Annotated in this window: 12 protein-coding genes and 1 pseudogene; 4 read left to right on the plus strand and 9 right to left on the minus strand. The window is 39.5% G+C overall.

The genetic code is table 11. From position 1 onward, the window contains the following. Positions 1-391 precede the first annotated feature (391 nt). Both RTR43_RS03525 and RTR43_RS03530 read left to right on the plus strand, forming a co-directional pair. Positions 392-3,850: a 5'-nucleotidase C-terminal domain-containing protein gene (locus tag RTR43_RS03525; RefSeq protein ID WP_312469697.1), complete on the plus strand. Its 3,459-nt coding sequence runs from the start codon at positions 392-394 to the stop codon at positions 3,848-3,850. Positions 3,851-3,947: 97 nt separating this feature from the next. Beyond that, positions 3,948-8,699: an endonuclease gene (locus tag RTR43_RS03530; RefSeq protein WP_312469698.1), complete on the plus strand. Its 4,752-nt coding sequence runs from the start codon at positions 3,948-3,950 to the stop codon at positions 8,697-8,699. A gap of 189 nt (positions 8,700-8,888) precedes the next feature. Here RTR43_RS03530 and RTR43_RS03535 read toward each other — a convergent pair whose 3' ends face one another. The 3 genes from RTR43_RS03535 to RTR43_RS03545 are packed head-to-tail and all read right to left on the minus strand — an operon-like array spanning position 8,889 to position 12,529. Then, positions 8,889-10,058 (minus strand): O-antigen ligase family protein, encoded by a 1,170-nt coding sequence (locus RTR43_RS03535; protein ID WP_312469699.1) that lies wholly within the window; start codon positions 10,056-10,058, stop codon positions 8,889-8,891. A 1-nt stretch (position 10,059) separates the two neighbouring features. Then, on the minus strand, positions 10,060-11,154 hold the full coding sequence (locus RTR43_RS03540) for a glycosyltransferase family 1 protein (protein WP_312469700.1): 1,095 nt from the start codon (positions 11,152-11,154) through the stop codon (positions 10,060-10,062). 13 nt (positions 11,155-11,167) lie between these two features. Next, complete coding sequence (locus RTR43_RS03545; RefSeq protein WP_312469804.1) at positions 11,168-12,529, minus strand: lipopolysaccharide biosynthesis protein; 1,362 nt, start codon at positions 12,527-12,529, stop codon at positions 11,168-11,170. Positions 12,530-12,590: 61 nt separating this feature from the next. Here RTR43_RS03545 and RTR43_RS03550 point away from each other — a divergent pair, with 61 nt between their 5' ends. Further along, positions 12,591-13,202 carry a hypothetical protein gene (locus RTR43_RS03550; protein ID WP_312469702.1) on the plus strand — a complete coding sequence of 204 codons (612 nt, stop codon included), beginning with the start codon at positions 12,591-12,593 and terminating at the stop codon, positions 13,200-13,202. Positions 13,203-13,242: 40 nt separating this feature from the next. Here the strand turns inward: RTR43_RS03550 and RTR43_RS03555 are convergent, their stop codons facing one another. The 3 genes from RTR43_RS03555 to RTR43_RS03565 are packed head-to-tail and all read right to left on the minus strand — an operon-like array spanning position 13,243 to position 16,115. Continuing rightward, positions 13,243-14,352, minus strand: coding sequence for a glycosyltransferase family 4 protein (locus RTR43_RS03555; protein ID WP_312469704.1), 1,110 nt, complete (start codon positions 14,350-14,352; stop codon positions 13,243-13,245). Next, positions 14,352-15,482, minus strand: a complete 1,131-nt coding sequence (locus RTR43_RS03560) for a glycosyltransferase family 4 protein (protein WP_312469705.1) — start codon at positions 15,480-15,482, stop codon at positions 14,352-14,354. The genes RTR43_RS03555 and RTR43_RS03560 overlap by 1 nt, the downstream gene beginning before the upstream one ends. Before the next feature lie 3 nt (positions 15,483-15,485). Then, positions 15,486-16,115 (minus strand): sugar transferase, encoded by a 630-nt coding sequence (locus tag RTR43_RS03565; RefSeq protein ID WP_312469706.1) that lies wholly within the window; start codon positions 16,113-16,115, stop codon positions 15,486-15,488. Positions 16,116-16,394: 279 nt separating this feature from the next. On the opposite strand from RTR43_RS03565, the gene RTR43_RS03570 reads away from it, so the two are divergent. Next, positions 16,395-17,666: an MFS transporter gene (locus RTR43_RS03570; protein ID WP_312469708.1), complete on the plus strand. Its 1,272-nt coding sequence runs from the start codon at positions 16,395-16,397 to the stop codon at positions 17,664-17,666. Positions 17,667-17,802: 136 nt separating this feature from the next. Here RTR43_RS03570 and RTR43_RS03575 read toward each other — a convergent pair whose 3' ends face one another. The 3 genes and pseudogenes from RTR43_RS03575 to RTR43_RS03585 all read right to left on the minus strand — a co-directional run. Next, positions 17,803-19,092 (minus strand): protoglobin domain-containing protein, encoded by a 1,290-nt coding sequence (locus tag RTR43_RS03575; RefSeq protein ID WP_312469709.1) that lies wholly within the window; start codon positions 19,090-19,092, stop codon positions 17,803-17,805. A gap of 550 nt (positions 19,093-19,642) precedes the next feature. Continuing rightward, the gene (gene gpmA / locus RTR43_RS03580) at positions 19,643-20,410 is read right to left on the minus strand and encodes a 2,3-diphosphoglycerate-dependent phosphoglycerate mutase (RefSeq protein WP_312469710.1); all 768 of its coding nucleotides are present in this window, start codon (positions 20,408-20,410) and stop codon (positions 19,643-19,645) included. Between the two features lie 88 nt (positions 20,411-20,498). After that, positions 20,499-20,893 (minus strand): annotated as a pseudogene (locus RTR43_RS03585) (solute carrier family 23 protein); the annotation flags it as partial.

The following is a 20,893-nucleotide window of genomic DNA, read 5'->3' on the forward strand; positions in this document are numbered from 1 at the left end:
CATCTTTTGGATGCGGCAGTTTTTCTATGAGAGCTATTAAATATTTCTTTGTGTATGATTTCCTTACAGAAAATGGTGCCTGACACCATTGTGATGTCAGGCACCGTTTTTACTAGGAATATATTGTGTAATCTTTCACATTTGTACTTAGGTACAATTGCTTATTTACCTTTAAATGGTAGAAACAGAGTGTAAATTTATTAAATTGATGTAAAGTTTGGGATATTCATAGAATTATGTAGAATTATGACAAAAAAAATTATAAACTAGTAATAGTAATATATACCTAATGGAAAGTGAGGGAAGGTTTGGAAGAAGTGGAATTCTACAACTAGAAGCAAGCACTTAATTTCAAACATTATATATTCTTAGAATTGGAGGGAATTTATCTGTGAATCGACAATTCAATAGGTCAAAAAAGTGGATTAGCATGCTATTGACAGCCATTATGCTGTTAGCGTTGATCATTCCACTTAATGTAAGCGCAGACACCACGCCGGTATCTTTGGCGAAGTGGGATTTTAGTAAGGGGAACCTTATAGCAACTTCAGGAACAGCTGCGAATCTAGACAAAGCATTGTCCACAACAGGAGCGGTCATTCAGTCAGCATATGCGGGAGGCCCTACAACAGGGATTTCGGTTCCGAACGCTAATACTTGGACAGCTAATCCTTCATTTTGGAAGGTGTCCATATCAACTAAGGGCCATCAAAATATAACTCTATCATCTAAACAGTATGGATCCGGTACAGGACCAAAAGATTTCAAGGTTCAATATAGCTTAGACAGCACTACATGGGTGGATGTTCCAGGTGCTACGGTAGTGGTAGCAGGGGACTGGAAAAGTGGAGTTTTAACGAATGTTGCATTACCTAAAGAGGTAAATGATAAAGATTTAGTCCATGTAAGATGGTTAAAAAACTCAGATACCTCAATAGGTGGAGCTACAGTTGCAGCTGGCGGAACTAACCGCATGGGCGAAATTGAGTTTAAAGGTGAAGCCCTTTCAACTCAAGAACCACAGCCGGATCCAGGTGCAGTAGCTGGTCAAGGGAAGGTAGTATTGGGAGGCGAGCCGTTAGCAAACCTCACATTCAGCCTTAAAGATACAACAACCAATCAATGGCATGATTACACATCTGATGCCAACGGTGTATTTACTTTTAATCTAGCAGATGGTACTTACAAGATTGAAGGTCTTTGGGTTGCACCAACATGGTATCCACTAGGTAAAACTATTACGATAAAAAATGGTTTAGTAGATGGATTACATGAATTACTAATCGATGGCCTAAATCCAGCTGAAGGCACTTGGAATCTAACTGGATATGTTAAAAATGGTTCGAAAACATTGAACCATCTTACATTCAGTCTCCATAGCACAGATGGAAAATGGTATGATGCAACAACAGATAAAAACGGCAAATTTAACTTTAAGTTACCGGATGGCAGCTACCAAGTAGATGGTATTTGGGACGGAGCAGCTTGGAAATGGTATGAGCTCAATCAAACGTTCACCATGAAGGACGGAAAACTTGAAGGGGCAACTGAATTAAACATCAATATTGCCGGTGTTTTCAATGTAACTGGAGTACTTACAAAAGGAACAGCAGCATTTAGTAATACTGTTTTCAGTCTCCACACAAAATCTGGCGAAGTCATTTGGTATGACACGAAAACAGATGCAAATGGAAACTTTGAATTAAAACTTCCAAATGGTACTTACACCATTGACGGAATTTGGGACAGTGCTGCAGGAAAATGGTACGAGCTCAAAAAAGACTTCACGGTTAATGGCTTATTACAATTGAACATTGATGTGCTAAAAGATGGCACTGGCGTCGTTTCACCGAACGTAACGGGTGTTTTAAAGAAAGGTAAAGAAGTGTTACCAAACGTCATATTCAGTGTCCGCACTTCCGACCATACAAAATGGTATGACATGAAAACAGATGCAAATGGCATTTATAGCACAACATTACCTAATGGAAGCTATGTGCTGGAAGGTATCTGGCTCGGCACTGAAAATCATTGGTATGAATTACAAAAAGAATTTACCGTAAATGGTACAACAGAATTCAATATCGATGTTTTAGGTGGACAAACGAACGAGAAATTTACATTGAATGTTATGCACACAAATGACACACATGCAAACGTTGATAATGCGACGAATAATATTAATGTGGCTAAAAAAATGACCGCTATTAAGTCTGTTCGTGCAGAAAAACCTAGTGCATTATTGCTTGATGCAGGTGATGTGTTCTCAGGAACATTGTATTTCAATGAGTTTAAAGGTTTAGCAGACTTAGAGTTTATGAATTTAGCCGGCTATGATGCCATGACGTTTGGGAACCACGAGTTTGATGTGGGAACGGCTGTATTAGCTGACTTTGTCAAAGAGGCTTCCTTCCCATTTGTCAGCGCTAACGTAAACTTTACGAATGACGCTAATTTGAAATCTCGTTTTCATAATGATTTAACAACAAATAACCCTGCAGGCGGCCAGATTTACAACGGTATCATTAAAGTTGTGAATGGCGAAAAAATTGGTATCTTTGGCTTAACAACAGAAGAGACACCGACGATTTCAAGTCCTGGAGCCGGTGTTGTCTTCGAAAATTATATCGCAGAAGCACAAAAATCGGTTGATGCCCTAAAAGCACAAGGTGTTAATAAAATTATAGCCCTAACACATATTGGCTACGATGATTCAGTTGTATGGGATAATGACTTAGAATTAGCGAAACAAGTTGAGGGTATCGACGTTATCGTTGGCGGTCACTCACATACAAAGCTTGATGCCCCTGTGTTTGATAAAACTGGCGATGAGCCAACCGTTATCGTTCAAGCAAATGAATACAACAAGTTCTTAGGTACATTGGATGTAACGTTTGATGCAGCTGGTAAAGTAATCATTCCTGAAACAGCTGGTAAATTACTTGATATTAGCAAGTACGCAGAAGATGCAGCGACAGCTCAAATTCTAAATACAAAATACAAGCCTGCCATTCAGGCAAAGGAAAATACCGTAGTTGGTACAGCTGCTGTTGATTTAATAGGTGGAAATCCTCCTGCACGTACAGGGGAAACAAACCTTGGTAACTTCATTGCTGACGGTATGCTTGCAAAAGCAAAAACCATCAATCCTGATACTGTCATTGCCCTTCAAAATGGTGGCGGAGTTCGGACAACGCTTAAGGCTGGAAATATTACATTAGCAGATGTATTCAAAGTATTACCATTCGGAAACGCTTTAGGCATCATGGATTTAAAGGGTGATGAAATTAAAGCAGCACTTGAATACAGTGTGAAGGATGCTCCAACTGCCTTCGGCGGTTTCTTACAAGTGTCTGGTTTGAAATTTACTTATGACAGCTCAAAACCAGTTGGTCAAAAGATTCAAACCATCGTAGTAAAGGGTAAGGATGGAAGCTACACAGCCTTAGACCTTACTAAACACTATTATGTGGCAACAAACATCTTTACAGCTAAAGGTGGAGATGGATTCACAATGTTTGCCAAAGCTTACGGAGAAGGCCGTGTAAGTGAGCCTGGATTCGTAGATTGGGAAATGTTTAACGACTACATCGCAGCACAACCGAACAAAACGGTTAATGCTCAAGTGGAAGGTCGTATCGTAAACATAGTTCCACAAGTAGTTCCAGCTGCATCATTTAGTGGAACAGCAGCAAATCCAAAAGTATACAACGGAAACGTAATCGTTGATGTAACAGGTGTTGCCAAGCTTGAATACGCAACAGTAAAAGGCAACCTTACTTTGAAAGGCAACACTGGGGTCGAACTTTCAAACGTAACAGTTGAAGGCGAAACTTTTTTTGAAGATTAATAAATAGTAAAGGGTAAATTCTCCTAGCTTGCTAGTTGGGAGAATTTACTAACCTATATGAAAATAATCGAAACATATGCTACCAGGAGGTGCAGTTTTGACTAGAAATCGTAAAAAGAAATTTAACATGTTGCTTGTAGCCATAATGTTAATCAGTTTGGTGTTACCAAACTTCTACATTCAACCTGTCACAGCAGCTACAAAAGCGTCCGATCTATTCATCTCTGAATATATTGAAGGCAGCAGCTTTAACAAAGCCATTGAAGTTTATAACGGGACAGGCGCTGACGTTAAGTTAAGTGAATACACACTTGAACAATACGCTAATGGTGCAACAACAACGACTTTCAAATTGGCATTATCATCGGATCCGTCCGCAAAGCTTGCCAATGGAACCACTTTTGTTATTTCACGTAGTGATGCTGATCCAGCAATCGTGGCTAAAACAAACTTATTGGATGCAGCAAAAACAGTTATTAACTTTAATGGTGATGACGCTGTTGTGTTAAAGCATAACGGAACCATCATTGATGTTATCGGAAAAATTGGCGAAAAGGTTAATTGGGGAACAACAGTAAAAACCATTGACCAAACGCTGGTTCGTAAGAGTTCTGTTACCTCTGGTGATAGTAATCCAGATGACGCATTTGACCCAGCAATTGAATGGGAAAACAAGGGCAAGGATGTATTTACCTTCCTTGGTTCTCACACCATGGATGGCGGTTCGACACCAGTAGAAACGAAGGTCGCCAATGTAACTGCAACACCTGCAGCAGGAGCAGTAGCAGTTGGAACAACTGTTACTTTAGCGACAGCTACAGCTGATGCAAAAATTTACTACACCACAGATGGCACTGAGCCAACCACAACAAGCACAGAATACAAAGCTCCAGTTAAAATCGATAAAGCTACAACAATCAAAGCACTTGGCACTAAAGCTGGCTTAGATAACAGCGATATCGCTACATTTGCATATACCATTTTACAAGAAAGTACGATTGCGGAAGTCAGGGATATGGCTTTACAATCCAACGTTCAAACGAGCGGTGTGGTTACAGCCGTTTTAGGAAGAGCAATTTACTTCCAAGATGCTACAGCTGGAATTGTGGCGTACACACCAACTGACAGCACAACGATTCAACCAGGAAATAAAATTACGGTATCAGGTAAACTAACGGAATATTCCACGCTACTTGAAATCGAAGCCAATCATGAAAACATTGTGGTAACTGGTACAGGAGCAGTTCCGGCTGCTGAACTAGTAAAAGCAACTGATTTGCAAGAAAGTAAAGAAGCGAAACTTTTAAAACTAAAAAATGTGACAGTCGGTGCATTCTCCGGCGGCAACTATACAGCTACAGATGCCGATGGGACAAGCTTCCAAGTTCGCCCGCCAAGCTCGACAATGCTGATTACAGGTACAACCTATGAAGAAATTACTGGAGTCCTTAGTGCATTTAACGGAGTGTACCAATTACTTCCACGTAATGAAGGCGACATTATTCAAGATACAAGCATTGTTCAATCTGTTGTAGCCACTCCAGGAGCTGGTATGGTAAAAGCAGGAACAGAAGTTACATTAGCATCGGGTACCGCTGGTGCAACGATTCACTTCACAATCGATGGTAGTGTACCAACTACTGCTAGCCCGGCTTTTACACAACCAATCGTGATTAACAAAGCAACGACAATTAAAGCAGTTGCCGTTAAAGCAGGAATGAGCAATAGTCCTGTTGCAACCTTTGATTATGTGATCCAAGATGGTGCGATTCACATCTATGATATCCAAGGTAAATCGCACACTTCACCTTTTAACGGGAAGACCGTAACGGATATTGAAGGTGTTGTTACGTATATTGATGGCACTAGTCGCTTCTTCATCCAAGACCTAGTAGGTGACGGTGATAATAGCACTTCTGATGGTGTCTTAGTATTTAAATCCGCTCACGGTGTATCCATTGGTGACCGGGTAAAAGTAACAGGAAAAGTAACAGAATATTACGGCGAAGGCTATGCCGAGAAAGCATCAACAGACTTAACGATTACTGAAATTGAAGCAACAACAATTACGAAAAATGGAACTGCTCCACTTCCAGCACCAATTAAGCTTGGGGTTGACCGTATATGTCCACCAGAAATTATTGACAACGATCAATTTGCTGCGTTTGATCCAGAAGAAGATGCGATTGATTTCTGGGAAAGCCTAGAAGGCATGTATGTCCAAGTTGATGACGGAAAAGTTATTGCGCTGCAAAAAGACGGATTAGTTTGGGTGGTACCAAAAGAGTATCCAACCAACGTCAATCCTGGCGGTTTACGTATCTCAGATAATGACTATAATCCAGATCGTATTGGTGTCGATGTAAGAAATGGTTCTACAGCAAATAAAAATTACCGGGCAAAAATGGGTGACTACTATACTGGCGCCATTAAGGGAATTGTCAACTACGGTTACAGCAACTTTAAAGTGATGACGCAAGAACCAACACTTCCAAAATTAACGGAAACACCAATTGTTCGCCCTGCAACAAAAATTACTCCAGCAGCTGACAAGCTAACAATTGGAACGTATAACGTTGAAAACTTTTCAACTGTTACTCCAGACGATAAGGTAACAAAAATTGGCGATGCAATTGTCAATAAAATGAAAAATCCTGATATTATCGGATTAAACGAAGTACAAGATAACAACGGTGAAACAGATACTGGTATAGTCGATGGAACACAAAGTGCTCAAAAAATTATTGATAAGGTTAAGGCTCTTGGAGGACCAACTTATCTTTACGCAGAGATCGCACCAGTCAATAATCAAGATGGTGGAGCACCTGGCGGGAACATTCGTGTTGCCTTCCTTTACAATAAAGACCGCGTATCTTTAACAACAGGAGCACCAAAAGGTACATCAACACAAGCAGTTGGCTTTACAAACGGAAAATTAACATTAAACCCAGGACGGATTGATCCAACAAACTCTGCGTTTAATTCAAGCCGTAAGCCACTTGCTGCTCAATTTGATTTCCAAGGCCAAAGCATTATCGTCGTGGCCAACCACTTCAACTCTAAAGGCGGAGACCAACCGTTATTAGGTAAAAACCAGCCGCCAGTATTAAGCAGTGAAATTCAACGTCATAAAATTGCGGGTATTGTCAATAACTTCGTTAAAGATGTGAAAGCAAAAGACGCAAACGCAAATGTTGTCTTATTAGGAGACTTCAATGATTTTGAATTCACGAAAACCATAGCAATTGCTAAAGGGAACGAAATGACCGATATGATCGACAAAGTTCCTGCAAATGAGCGTTACAATTATTCTTACCAAGGTAATGCTCAAGTACTAGACCAAATCCTGGTTACCAACAATATGGTACCGAATACAACAGTCGACATTTTACACATTAACTCTGGTTTCATGGAAGTACACGGACGTGCAAGTGACCACGATCCAATAATCATTCAAACACAATTAAAAGCGGCAGGCGGCGAAATTTTACCACCAGTTACACCGCCGGCATCAACAAAAGTTTACAACTTAAACGGCTTCAAAACGAAGAAGTTAACGGTAACCAATGAAGGTGCTGATATTACGGTAAGCGCAGATTCTGTGATTACAGAAGGTATTGTATTAAAAGGTTCTTATGCGAAGCTAAGTGGCGCAGGCTTAAAGAACACCGTGATTACACTTAGCCCGACAACACCTAGTGCTGTGATTGACCTAGGCGGCAATGAGGTAAAAGAAGTCGTCATCGATAATGCGAATATCAGTCAAATCAGAGGCGTTGAAAAGGTTCAAAAATGGACAGTCAAAGACGGTGTAGACACGTCTAACATTAAATTTACTAAGGTAAGCGGAGAAGTGATCCCGGCTCCTATAGCTCCACCAAAAGTGAATCAAGCTCCAGTGGTAGCAAAAGCACTATCAAATGTTTCAGTTAAAGTAGGATCACCCGTTTCGATTAATTTAAATGACCATTTTTCCGACCCAGATGGTGATGTTCTAACATACACAGCAACTGCAGGCACCATTCAAGGTTCTACCTTAACCATTCCAACCGCAACGGAAGGTACTGTAAACGTGACAGTCACAGCAAATGATGGCAAGAAGACAGTTAGTGCTTCATTTACTGTAACGGTAACCGCTGTATCAGGACCAGGGAATGAAGTGGAAGCCTATTACCAGGCTGCAGCTGGGAAAACAGGTGCTGATCTAAAGCTAGCGTTACACAATATTATTAAAACGCAAACAAAATTAACGTATGCTCAAGTTACAGAAGCATTAAAGAAAACAGATGAAGATCCAAACAATCCAAACAACGTGATTCTTCTTTACACGGGCCGTTCACAAGCAAAAACAACGTTCGGTTCGGGTGTCAACGACTGGAATCGTGAGCACGTTTGGGCAAAATCTCATGGTAATTTTGGGACAAGTGTTGGACCAGGAACAGATATTCACCATTTACGCCCAGCGGATGCATCTGTTAACAGCACACGAGGCCATTTAGATTTTGATAATGGCGGCAATCCACAAGGTGAGTGTGCAGAATGTAAATATGATGGTGATTCGTTTGAGCCACCTAATCGTGTTAAAGGTGACATTGCCAGAATGCTTATGTACATGGCTGTTCGTTATGAAGGTGACGGAGGCGAGATTGATCTTGAACTTGCTGATAAGGTCAATACGTATCCAACACCATTCCACGGCAAGAAATCTGTCCTTCTTCAATGGAGCAAAATGGATCCACCGGATGCCTTTGAAAAGCACAGAAACGATGTCATTCAATCTATTCAAGGAAATCGCAATCCATTCATCGATCACCCTGAATGGGTAGACCTGATTTGGCCTGCTAGCTAAACCACAAGTAAAAAAGCACCTGATATCAACTTGATACAGGTGCTTTTTGCATTTTGGTCTATTAAAATACGTTATCCATTCCTTTTAATAGGAAGTATAATATTTTTTCAGAAAAGTCAAAAAAGAAAGACCTTTCTATAATAAAAAAATACGACTGGTTATGAAAAGCAGTCGTACAATCAATCAAAATCAGGAATCTGTCTTTAAATCCTGCTTAAATAGCAATGAACCTACAACATGATAAAATGCGATTGTAATGCCATTTCCAACTAATCCAAACATTGCCTCTGTCATGCTGAACAAGGTAAATGTAACAATGATAATAAATGGAAAAATGGCTAATGTATCCTTTTTATTTTGAATATAATGAAGGAATGCTGATAAAATCACCAAAATGAGAAAAGTTGTTAATAAAAGTGCCGGAATAATTCCATTAACCCCTAAAATATTTATTAGACTGTTATGTGCCCCTTCAATAAAACCTTCAAAATAGTCTTGTCCATTCCCGAATAAAGAAGATTCCTTAACAACTGCCTGCCATGTACCCGTCCGTCCATTAAAGAGATTCCCTTCTTCCATTAACGAAGCGAATTTTTCTAGCAGTCCATGTACAAACATCTCTTTTAAAGGAGAAAACCATCCAATAAAACCAACTAGGATGATAATAAGGATTGGTTTGAAATTTCGCTTAACCACAATAGTATGAACAGACAGGATAAGGGTGATAATTCCTACAACGATAAAAGATGTTCGGCTATACGAAAGAGTCACACTAGCAAGGGAGAGAATCAGTACTGAAATTAGCAGAACCTTTGCTAGTTTTCTTTTTTTAGGAAGAGATAGTAGGATAAAAAAACCAGAGATCACTGTGATTGCGGCTATTTGTCCGAAGCCATTTGGATTTGCTGCAACTCCTGAATAAGGTAAGTATTCCACTCGTGTAGTTACAAAAGAGATTAATAAATAAAACAAATTGGCGGCAAATAATGATTGGTGAATCACAGGACCCCCTATTTTTGTTAAAAAGGGCATGACTGAAAAATAAATAAAAGGGACAAAAAGTAAAAAAAACAATCCTTGAAAAGGAAATGATTGATGAATCACTTCTGATAGAATAATTGATACACTAAATAATATCCAAATAATAAATAGATATATCGATAAAAAGGAAGGAAATCGAATATTGGTTAATCCATTTTTTTTAAAATAAATGATGATGATGGTGGAAAAACTAAATAAAATGAGTGCATATCTTACATAGATCAGTTCTGTTGTAAGAGGACGATATTGATTCCCCATTAGCACTATCGAAGCAGCAAAGTATATGACGGTAAATAGAATAAAATTAATTATTTTCATATTAGGATCCACTATAAATTTTCTCTAAGAATTTTGAGTTTTCCGTAACGTCATACCCAAACATTTTCAGTTTGAGTTTTCGTTCATCCCAGCTTGGTCTTTCTTTAATCTCACTCATTTCTGCTAATACCTCAGCCCATGCCTTTGCGCCAATCATTAAATTTTTAAAGGTCACGAGGCTCATTTCTAAATCGACTTCTTTCGGAACAGTATCTGATACTAAGCAGGGGATGCCAGCAGCTTGAGCTTCAATGACAACATTGCCTAGCCCTTCATAGAAGGAAGGAAAAAGAAACACATCGAATGTGCTCAATATTTCTGGAATATCCGAGCGGATTCCTAGCAGCTTCACGGAATCTTGTAATTGAAACTCATAAATCAAATCTTGAATCTTATCCTTTTCCGGACCATCGCCTACGAGTACGGCTGAAGAGTTCGGATGTTTTTTCTTAAAATGATAGAATGTTTCTAAAAAAAATGGATGATTTTTGACGGTGTCAAAGCGGCCAACATGGCCAATTATAATGGTATCTTTTGGTTGGGAACTATTTTCCAGCAAACGAAGTTCATATTCTTGAAGATTGAAACTGTTTGGTAAAACAATCGTATCAGCACTTTTTCCAAACAGTGAATCTCCAGCTGCGATAGAACATCCAAAGCGATGTGTTGTATTCTTTTGAAGTATCCACTTCATATATGATAGATAGAATCTTCGAAAAAGTGTCTCCTTTTTCCCATCAGAGGTGGTATGACTGTGAGCGGCTCTGATGGGGATGGAAGCCTTCTTAGCAGCTTGTAAGATGAAACCACTAAAAGAATGTGTATGACTATGGACCGCACAAAATTGGTTGTATCTTAAAAGCTCTAATAATTGCTTTTGATAGGCTCGTAGATTTTTTAACTGCGGGTTAGGCAACCTGAAAATCCTCCCTCCCAAGGCTAGGATTTCCTCTTCATAATAGCCCACCTCGTCCGAATGAACTAAAAAGTCAAACTGAATTTTTTCCCGATCCATCGCTCTGTATAAATTGAGAATCATGGTTTCGGCGCCGCCCACATTCATGGCAGTAAACACATGAAGAACTCGATTCGTCATTGATATCACTCCGTTAGTTAGAGGCATAGGCTGTTAGTTGATGTTGTTTCTTCGCTTGATGGAGATACCACATCACTGCTAGCGCAAGTGTAAAAAGCTGTATTGCAGTTGTAATAATGGTCACAATGGCCGCACCTGTTAATCCATAGCTTGGAATTAATAGGAAACTTAGCAGGATGGTTGAAATGACCCATAAAATAGAAAGAATCGGTTGGATTGAGAATTTCCTCATCGCCGTTAACGCAAATCCAAAAAAAGAACCTGCATACATCAATGTCCCGGCGATCATCAGTAAAACAAAAAGCTTTTGGAATTGCACATATTCCTGCGTGTAAATGATTCCAAGTACCTGTTTCCCTATCAAAAGGGTAAGTAAGACACCAGCCGACCCATAAATGAATCCAAAGCAGACAAATTTCGTTAAAAGCTTTGAAAATGGTATGTACTCTTCCTTGGTGAAATAATTGGCCAATCGCGGGCTAATCGTTTGCCCGATGGCATTAATCACTAGATTACCTGCTGTCACAATATAAAATAGGGCAGAATAGTAGCCGACAGCTTCCGTCCCTATCACATGTTCGATTGCATACCGTGGAATATTTGTATAAAGAGACATCATCATCATGACTAACCCAAGCGGAAAGCTGGTAAGAAAAAGCTTTTTTACCGACACGAGTTTTAATGGGGACGACTGGGAAGCTGCCATTCTCTTTGCCTTTGGGACTTCAAGAATAAACAATAAGCATAACCATGATAAACAGAAGCCTGCTACCCCGATCAAAAGACTGTTTGTAATGGTAATAAGTAATGCAATGATGAATAGTGACGTGCATCCCCTAATAATAAGGGATTTTGCAATTATGTCCATTCTTTCCTGTTTTTGAAATAGTCCATAATGAAGTTCAATAACGGATTCTATCAGTTTTGCTACTCCCACTAGAAAAATAACAAAGGCAGCTTTGCCTTTATATCCACCTATTATGATAACGATTCCAAGCACAAGTATGGCTAGGAAACTATTTACTCCTTTAAGGGCAAGATAGTGTCGGAATGAAAATTCCTCTTTTGTATCTGTTGCTAACACAGAACGTAATTGAAGGTCAAAGATTAAGATAATGGGTGCTGTTACCGCTAATCCTAGCGTAAATCCCCCAACCATTTTAGGAGATCCTAATTTTGCTAGTACCATAATGATCCCCCACTGGGATAATGCATAAATTAAATTTCCTATCAACATATAAGATACATTCCTTTTAAGCGACAACGGGACCAAAGAACTACCTCCAAAAACCAAAATCTTCTTACTTCTTTCATTATATGGGAAAAAGTGATGCCTGTCACCGCTCGATTTAAAAAGACTGTCATCAATTATCATTGATGTAAGCGGGTTCAAAGTTTATAATCTAGTTAGTTAGAAAATTTTAGTAGGGGGGAATATGGTGAAGAGTTATAGTAAAATCGTCTTAGTTTTGCTGTTATCGTTTTCGTTAATTGGTTTAAGCGGCTGTTTTGGGAAAGAGAAAGAGTCGAATGCTGCTGAAAAGAAGGCAGTTGCATCAACTCAAAGTACCGATAAAGCAACTGAAAAGAACCAAAGCACTGATCAAAAGAAGAAGACAACGCAAAGTACGGATCAAACAAACAAGGCATCTCAAAACACAAATCAAGCGGATCATACCTCGCAAAGTACTAGTAAAGAAAAAAAGACAACTCAAAGTACTGATAAAGGGAATAAGACATCCCAAACTAATAAAAAGATAGATAAGGCACCTCAAAGCACTAATAGTGGGAAAACCACACAAAATACTGAACAAGCAAACCCAAATCCTTCTAAAGACCAAACAGTCGGAGATAAAGAGGTTACTGACTTTGTATTAAATAATACTAGAATGGTACAAATATCCAGTATAAGTAAGCGTACCAATGAAAAACACCCCGATTTAGGACCCTTTTTTGTTGTAAGGGGTATTGATTTAAGGGGAGAAGTAAGCGAAGTTTGGATTAAAGATATGAAGATTTTTGAGATGGTAACTCAAACAAATAATTAATAAAAAAGGAAAACGATATCGTTTTCCTTTTTCCTTTTTCCTAGCCAAAATAGACCTTACTTGTTTCTGTGCACATATGCTCCACGGTAAACCTGCCCACCATCTCTATTAAATACTTCCCCGTTTCCTCACGATATAAGTCATTTGCTAGTAATGAAGTAAGCAGCTGGTACATGGCTTCATCATCATTAATCTCAACTAGGAAATTATTGGCTCCCATAGGGTCGATTACTTCCTTGACCCCACCAACATCCGTACTGATGACGGGAAGTCCCCTGCCGCAGGCCTCAAGCAAGACGTAGGGAAGCCCTTCTTTATGGGAGGTGATCACCATGGCATGCATCTGATCCATCCATTCGAGGACATTGTCCTGATTTCCTTTTAATTTGATGATCGATTCGAGGTTTCGCTTTTTAATCTCGTTTTGATAATGACCATACAACGGACCATCGCCAATCAGCCAAAACTTCACATCTTGACCGATAAAGTGTGTAGCCACTCTAAGGAGCATATCCAAATTCTTTTCAGAGGCAAAGCGGCCGACAAAGCCAATGACCTTTGTATCACAAGCGCGAAGCCTTTGCTGCTTGCTTTCCCAATCGGCAGAAGAAATAATGTTATTATCGGGAATGCCATTATGGATGACAGACATTTTCCTCTCATTAATCCCGAGGGATTTACCTTGCTGAAAGTCGAAGGAAGACACCGTGATGATATCGGTAGATACCAAGCTGAATACCTTCTCAAGCAATAGAAAAAAGCTTTTCTTTTTCATTGATAAAGTTGGGTCTGTGAAGACAAAGCCATGGGCAGTAAAAATATTTTTATCGATCCTATTTAAAAAACCAGCTAGCCTGGCGATGATGCCCGCTTTTGAACTGTGTGAGTGAACAAGATCATAGTTTCCTTTTTTAATAAAAAGAAACAAATTCCATAACGCCCTGAGATCCTTCGATAACTTGATGGTTCTTGGAATCGGAATCACAGTGGTCTCAATGTTTTGATTTGCAAGTTCGTTTATGAGAGGACCATCTTCACCAAGAACCACATGGACATCATGTCCTTTTTTAGAAAACCAATCAGCCAAATAAAGTAAATGCTTCTGAGCCCCGCCAATATCCGCACCAGTTAGACAATAGAGGATTTTCATTAGGCAATGGTGTTGATGACACCTGCAACTCCTTTAACAAATGATTTCTTCGTAAAATGGTTCTCGTACCTTTCTAGTGCCTGCAGTCCCATCTGTTCACAAAGCGCGGGATGTTCGAGAAGTAGCGTTAGTTTTTCGACTAGTTCTTCAATACTCCCCGGCTGGATGATAAAACCGGTTTTTCCATCCTCAATTAATTCCGGTACGCCGCCCACATTGGTGGAAATACACGGCAGCCCTAGAGACATGGCTTCAATAATGGAAAGCGGCAATCCTTCTGTGTCTGAGGGTAAAACAAAAACAGTTGAATTTACTAATGGCTCCCATGGATTTTCCATCCATCCAAGAAAGTTAACGGAGTTTTTGAGATTCAAGTGAGTCACTAGTTCATGCAAGGAATCTTTATAATCATCCGTATGCCATGTGGGTTTTTCGCCGATAATATTTAGCTGAACCGTATAGCCCAATTTCATTAACTCGGCTACAGCTAAAATGGCAAGGTCCTGTCGTTTTCCTTCAATAATCGTTCCGACCATACTTAAAGTAAATATAGGATTTGGTTCTTTTCGTTCAGGTTTTGTTAGGTCAACTCCATTATGAACAACGTTGAATTTGAACTGTTGTTTTGGGAATTGTTCTTTGTATCGCTCTGATAACGTTTTAGAGACGACAATTATTTGATCGGCAGTGGCTACACTTATTTTTCCTAAGAGATTATTCAGTTGTTCTTCACCATGGATATGCCAGATGACCTTTCGTCCTAGCATTTTTGCCAGCCAGCCCATGATTAACTGGGAGCGGAATTGACTCGTATAGACAAGATCAATCCGATTCTTTCGGATAAAGGAAATAACCTTAAAGAAGTGTGGGAGCATATTGAATCCTTGCGATATGAAAAAAAATGCCCCGGTTCTCACTTGTCCTTTTCGAATCCTATCTACGCTATTGTGGATGGGAATGAGCGTCACCGATTTACCCGCAGCGTTAATACGATTGTTCATCGGCCCGATCGTTGAAGTCACAAAATACGTTGCTGTCGATTCGTGATCAAGCGCAGTAAGAAGTTCCAGCTCACATTTTTGCGCTCCACCCCATTCTGGACGGCTTTCGTAAAAAAGAATCCGCTTCACTGTCTATCTCCATCCTTTGGCGAATAAAATAACGGGAACTGATTTCAAGATAATCTTTAAATCTAGTAAAATTGAAAAATGGTGTATATAGTATAAATCCAACTCTAATTTTTCCTTTGGATCAATCTCATATCCTCCGTTAATTTGTGCCCATCCTGTAATTCCAGGTTTTACCTGAAGGCGCCTGCGGAAATCAGGAATATCCTTTTCAAACTTCTTGATAAAGATGGACCTCTCTGGACGAGGGCCAATAATTGACATTTCTCCGCGGATGATATTTATAAATTGAGGAATTTCATCAATCCGATATTTGCGTAAAAAATAGCCAACCCTTGTAATTCGCGAATCATTTAGATTTGCCCATTGCGGTCCATTCTTTTCAGCGTCGATTTGCATCGTCCTAAATTTTAAAATGAAAAAGGACTTTCCATTCAACCCGGTCCGCTCCTGCTTGTAAAAAATAGGACCCGGAGAATCCAGCTTAATGAAAATAGCAACCATCATCAATAAGGGGAAAAGGATGATTAATGAACAAAGACAAACTAAACTATCGATTAATTGTTTAATAAAAAAATAGAGTGGTTTGTTTTTGTTGTTAGTGATGACTAGGCTTTGTCCATTGATTACTTTCATCTCTCTCACCCTTATTCATGAAATTTGAGGTTTATCATTATCTTTGTGCAAATTGGACCTAGAACAGAGGTTATAAAAGAAACATGGGTATCTTTACCTATTGTACTATAAATTTGCACTTTTTGTCTTTCATACTTACAAATTTTGTCGAAGATAGAGCGTTTTTTTTTATTTTTCAGAAATTATAAATGAAAACGCCTCCATCAAAAATTAGTAAAATCATATAAGGAAAATAACGTATAATGTAATGAAGATAAAAGCTAACAGGAGTAGAGAACATTGGAAAAACAAATTAGCAGGTATAGATGGGTTGTTTTTGCCACGGTTTTGTTTGCGTATTTTTTAATTGTGAGTCAAAGAACAGCACCGGGATTAATAACAGATCAATTGATGAACGATTTCAGCCTCACTGCCTCTACCATCGGCTTACTGACGAGTATTCAATTTTTAGCATATGCAGGTTTGCAAGTTCCAATCGGGATTTTATCTGACCGTTACGGCCCCAATCTGTTCCTGGTAGTTGGGACGTTACTTAATGGACTAGGCACACTCATTTATAGTCTGGCCCAGAATGAATTTGTGCTTTTTCTTGCCAGATTATTAGTGGGAGCGGGAGATGCGGCTATTTGGGTCAATTTGGTTATCATTTTGAGCCAATGGTTTAAAGTAAGGGAATTTGTGGGCTTACTTGGCTTTGCGGCTGTATCCGGGAGTTTTGGTTTCCTACTGGCAACCGTTCCATTTTCAGCATGGATTGCTCTTTCAGGTTGGCGAGCCCCATTTTTAACAACCGGGATTTTGTTATGTTTGTGCGGAATTCTTCTCTATTATGTACTGGTGAGGAAGCCGAAACTGCTATTTAGACATGATGCTGCTGGAACGGGTATACAGAAAAAAAAGAAGGAAAAGACGCTTGTGATCTTACGGCGTATGTTTACCCAGCGTCAGGCATGGGCGACATTCTTCTGCCATTTTGGCGTTGTGGGTACATATGTTGGATTTATCGGCTCGTGGGCTGTTCCATTTGGAATGCATGTGTATGGAATGACCCGGTCGGATGCGAGTCAGCTTATTATGATTGGTCTCTTTGGGGCGATTATTGGCGCACCGCTGACAAGCTGGATTTCAAGCCGCCTGGACTCTATTAAACGTCCCTATTTGGTTGTGCATCTGTTTGTTTTTTCTAGCTGGGTGGCTTTTCTTCTCTTTAGTGGCAAGCCGCCATACTTTATGCTTGTGATCATTTTTCTAGTCATGGGATATGGAAATGGTGCCAGCTCGTTAACGTTTGCGGTTGTGCGGAAGTCCTTTGATATCAAAGAAGTCGGTGTCGTATCAGGATTTGCCAATACCGGCGGCTTTTTAAGTGCCGTCCTTCTGCCAATTATTTTTGGCAAGGTTTTAGACCATTTTCAACTTGCTTCTTCTACTATTGGATACCTTTACGGTTTCATTATTCCCGTCATGTTCTCGCTGATTGGTTTAATTGGCTGCTTCCTAATTAAGGAGCAGCGTCATGAAGCAAAACAGCCGAGTGAAGCGATTGTTTAGTAGGTATAAAAAATAAAAAATGGTCCATCTCGGTCGATAAATGAGATGGACCATTTTTTAAAAGGATAAGAAAGCATTTTGACTTTGAGAAATGTCCAGCTCCAGCGCCCTAGCGGCAAGACGCCTTCGCTTTTTCTTATAAATCTTGGACGATTTGAGCTAATTCCTTAGATGTATTGGCAAGGTTGCCAACCGCACTGTTGATTTCCTCAAAATAACCGGCGAAAGATTCCAATTCGTTCTCAATATGTTTATTTTGTTGTTTGCTTTGATTCACTTCATTTAAAATTTGGTTAAAGAAATCAGCAATTTCATTCATCTTTTGGAACCCATCTTGAACCAGTTCATTCACTTGAACGGTCTTAGAGGTGGCGCTTATTATTTGTGTATTTGTTTTTTGAATTAACTCGGTCACATTAGAAACAGAAAGCTTCGTTTGTTCGGCTAATTTTCGGACTTCATTTGCAACCACCGCAAAACCACGACCATGTTCTCCAGCCCGGGCCGATTCAATGGCTGCATTAAAAGAAAGAAGATTGGTTTGATTAGCAATTCCCTTTACAATACCTAAAACTTCTTTAATTTCAGCTGAAATTTCCTCTAAGTGTTTAATTTCCGATGTAATATCTTGGGTATGTACTAGGATATTATCCATTTGTGCTTGCTGTTGATCAATCCGCTCTTTTCCCTGCATAGAGCGAGTTTGGACATTCTCTGCTGAACGAACACCTGAAGTTGCCAAATCCACCAATGATTCAGTCTTTTGAGTCAGTTGGGATACAGAAGTGCTTGTTTGCTCAGTAATGACAGATAAGTCTGCGGCTGTATGTGTAACTCGTTCTCGAAGTTGTTTCTTTTGTTGTTCTTCTAATTTGATTCGTTCCATTTCTTCTTCGTAAGCGTCCAATACAAGCTGTTGTTCAAGGTTTAATAGTTTAGATACCACATTAATGGCTTCTAAAAGTTCGTTCGAATCTGCAATATACTGTTGTAAGACGGAAACGATAGTTGTAAATAAACTTTGAAAAGCAGCCATATACCATTTTGTTTTTAAACCAATCCGGACATGAACATGGGCAACCTGATTTCTTTGCAAAATAAATTTATCATCAATTTTCCCATCAAATAACTCAAATATATGTTTCTTTAAAGTGACTTTTAATCTTTCTACTGTTGAATTTTCGTTAATGATTTTTTTTAGTGAAGGCTCTAATTGAATACTGTTGTAGTAGTTGGTTACAATCAAATCCAAATGTTCGTTTAAAAATGGTTGGATGGTTTTGGCGATAGCCAAGTCCCGTGTCGTTAATTCAATAATTGAAAGTTGTTTTTGGAGTTCAGATTGATTGCTATCTAAAGCGATTTCTTTTTCCGCCGTTGGTAAACTTTCAAAAAGTAATTCTTCCTTTAGTGTTTTCTGACCCATTTTTTTCACCCTCCATTGCTAGTTTTTGAATGAGTATCGGATGACTTTTTTTCATAATATATAATGCCTTATGAATGCGTTAAACCGGCTGAAGACCCTACAAATTAAAATATAGAATAATCATATAGTATCTGGGTGTTTTATTAAACATGAAATTAAGAAATATGAATGACAATTCTGAGATTTAGGTTTAAACGTTGGGCGGAGAGTAAACACTTTCTGCCTTTTTACGTTCTGCCTCATTCTTTTAGTCAAAAAAATGTTATATGTATAATGTGTGAACTATATTGAAGAAGCGAAGGGCCCATCCAAGGCCTCCCTTTATGAGTATGAAGGAATAATCGGAGGAGGCGGAGCTTTTAATCCACCCACCTTATATCGATAAATGAAAAAACCACGGAAATCTATCAGACAAGATAATCGTGGTTTCTTCTTTTTTTTCGCAGGGCTTTAAAGACTAACCTGCATCCTATCGTCGCTTTTTACTACATGCGATAATTTAGATGTTTTTTTGTATCAGGATGATTGTCTCTAGTTTTCGTTTCTATTTTTAACCAATCCAGTCGTAGTTTTCTGGATGATCCAAATCCATATGTCGCGGTATCGTGCCGTCTGCTACTTCTCCATCATGGTGCAGATAGTAGTGGCGGATTGGTTTCAGGTCATGATCCAACTCATAGACGAGCGGAATGCTGTTGGGAATATTTAGACTTGCCACGCCATCATCAGGGATGTGATCAAGATATTTTACTAGTGCCCGTAACGTATTTCCATGTGCGGAGACGATGACATGTTTGTTTTCTATTAAGTCAGGAACAATCTGTTGCTGCCAATAAACTAATGCGCGTTTTTCGGTATCGAGCAGACTTTCTGTTAGAGGGATATTTTCTGTGCCGATTCCTCTATACTTACGGTCGGATTGGTCGCATGCGTGTTTCTCTTGAGAAATGGCTGGCGGCCGGACACTGGCTGACCTCCGCCACTCATTGACCTGTTCTTCTCCGTATTGTGAAATGATCTCGTCTTTGTTCATCCCCTGCAAGGCTCCATAGTGTCTTTCATTTAACCGCCAGGATTTTTGGATGGGAATCCACACTAAATCCATTTCATGAAGCAGAATCCATAGCGTCCGAATCGCACGTTTGAGAACAGAAGTATGAGCGACGTCAAAGGTAAATCCATGCTTTGCTAAAATTTCTCCTGCCTCCCGTGCCCCATTATAGCCATCTTCGGTGAGATCAATATCCACCCAACCAGTAAAACGATTTTCAAGATTATAAAGACTTTGACCATGACGAATAAAAACAAGCTTTTTCAACTTAGATCACCTGAATTAGTTTTTATACAGTATATGCATAAATGGTGCCTGACACTCCCTGAATCTGATAATAGAGAGTTTTTCCCGTTTAATGCTGCAAAAAGGCGAGTTGAATAAAGAATAAGATGGCAAAAACATAAAGAAGTGGATGAATTTCACGCCATTTTCCTTTTGCTAACTTTAGAATCGGATAGCTGATGAAACCGAGTGCAATCCCCGTTGAAATACTGGAAGTAAGCGGCATGCTTAGAATTGTCAAGAACGCAGGGAAGGCTTCGTCAAGTTCATCCCAGCGAATTTTTGCGATGCTGCCCATCATCAGGCTACCGACAATGATTAACGCAGGTGCGGTAATGGCGGAAAGTCCTGACACAGCACTAACGAGCGGCCCAAAGAAAGCGGCGAGAATAAACAGTACAGCTACTGTTAGGGAAGTTAAACCAGTCCGACCACCAGCGGCGACACCTGATGTCGATTCAATAT

Origin of the sequence: Neobacillus sp., from assembly GCF_031988165.1 — a bacterium.
Lineage (GTDB): Bacteria > Bacillota > Bacilli > Bacillales > Cytobacillaceae > Neobacillus > Neobacillus rhizosphaerae.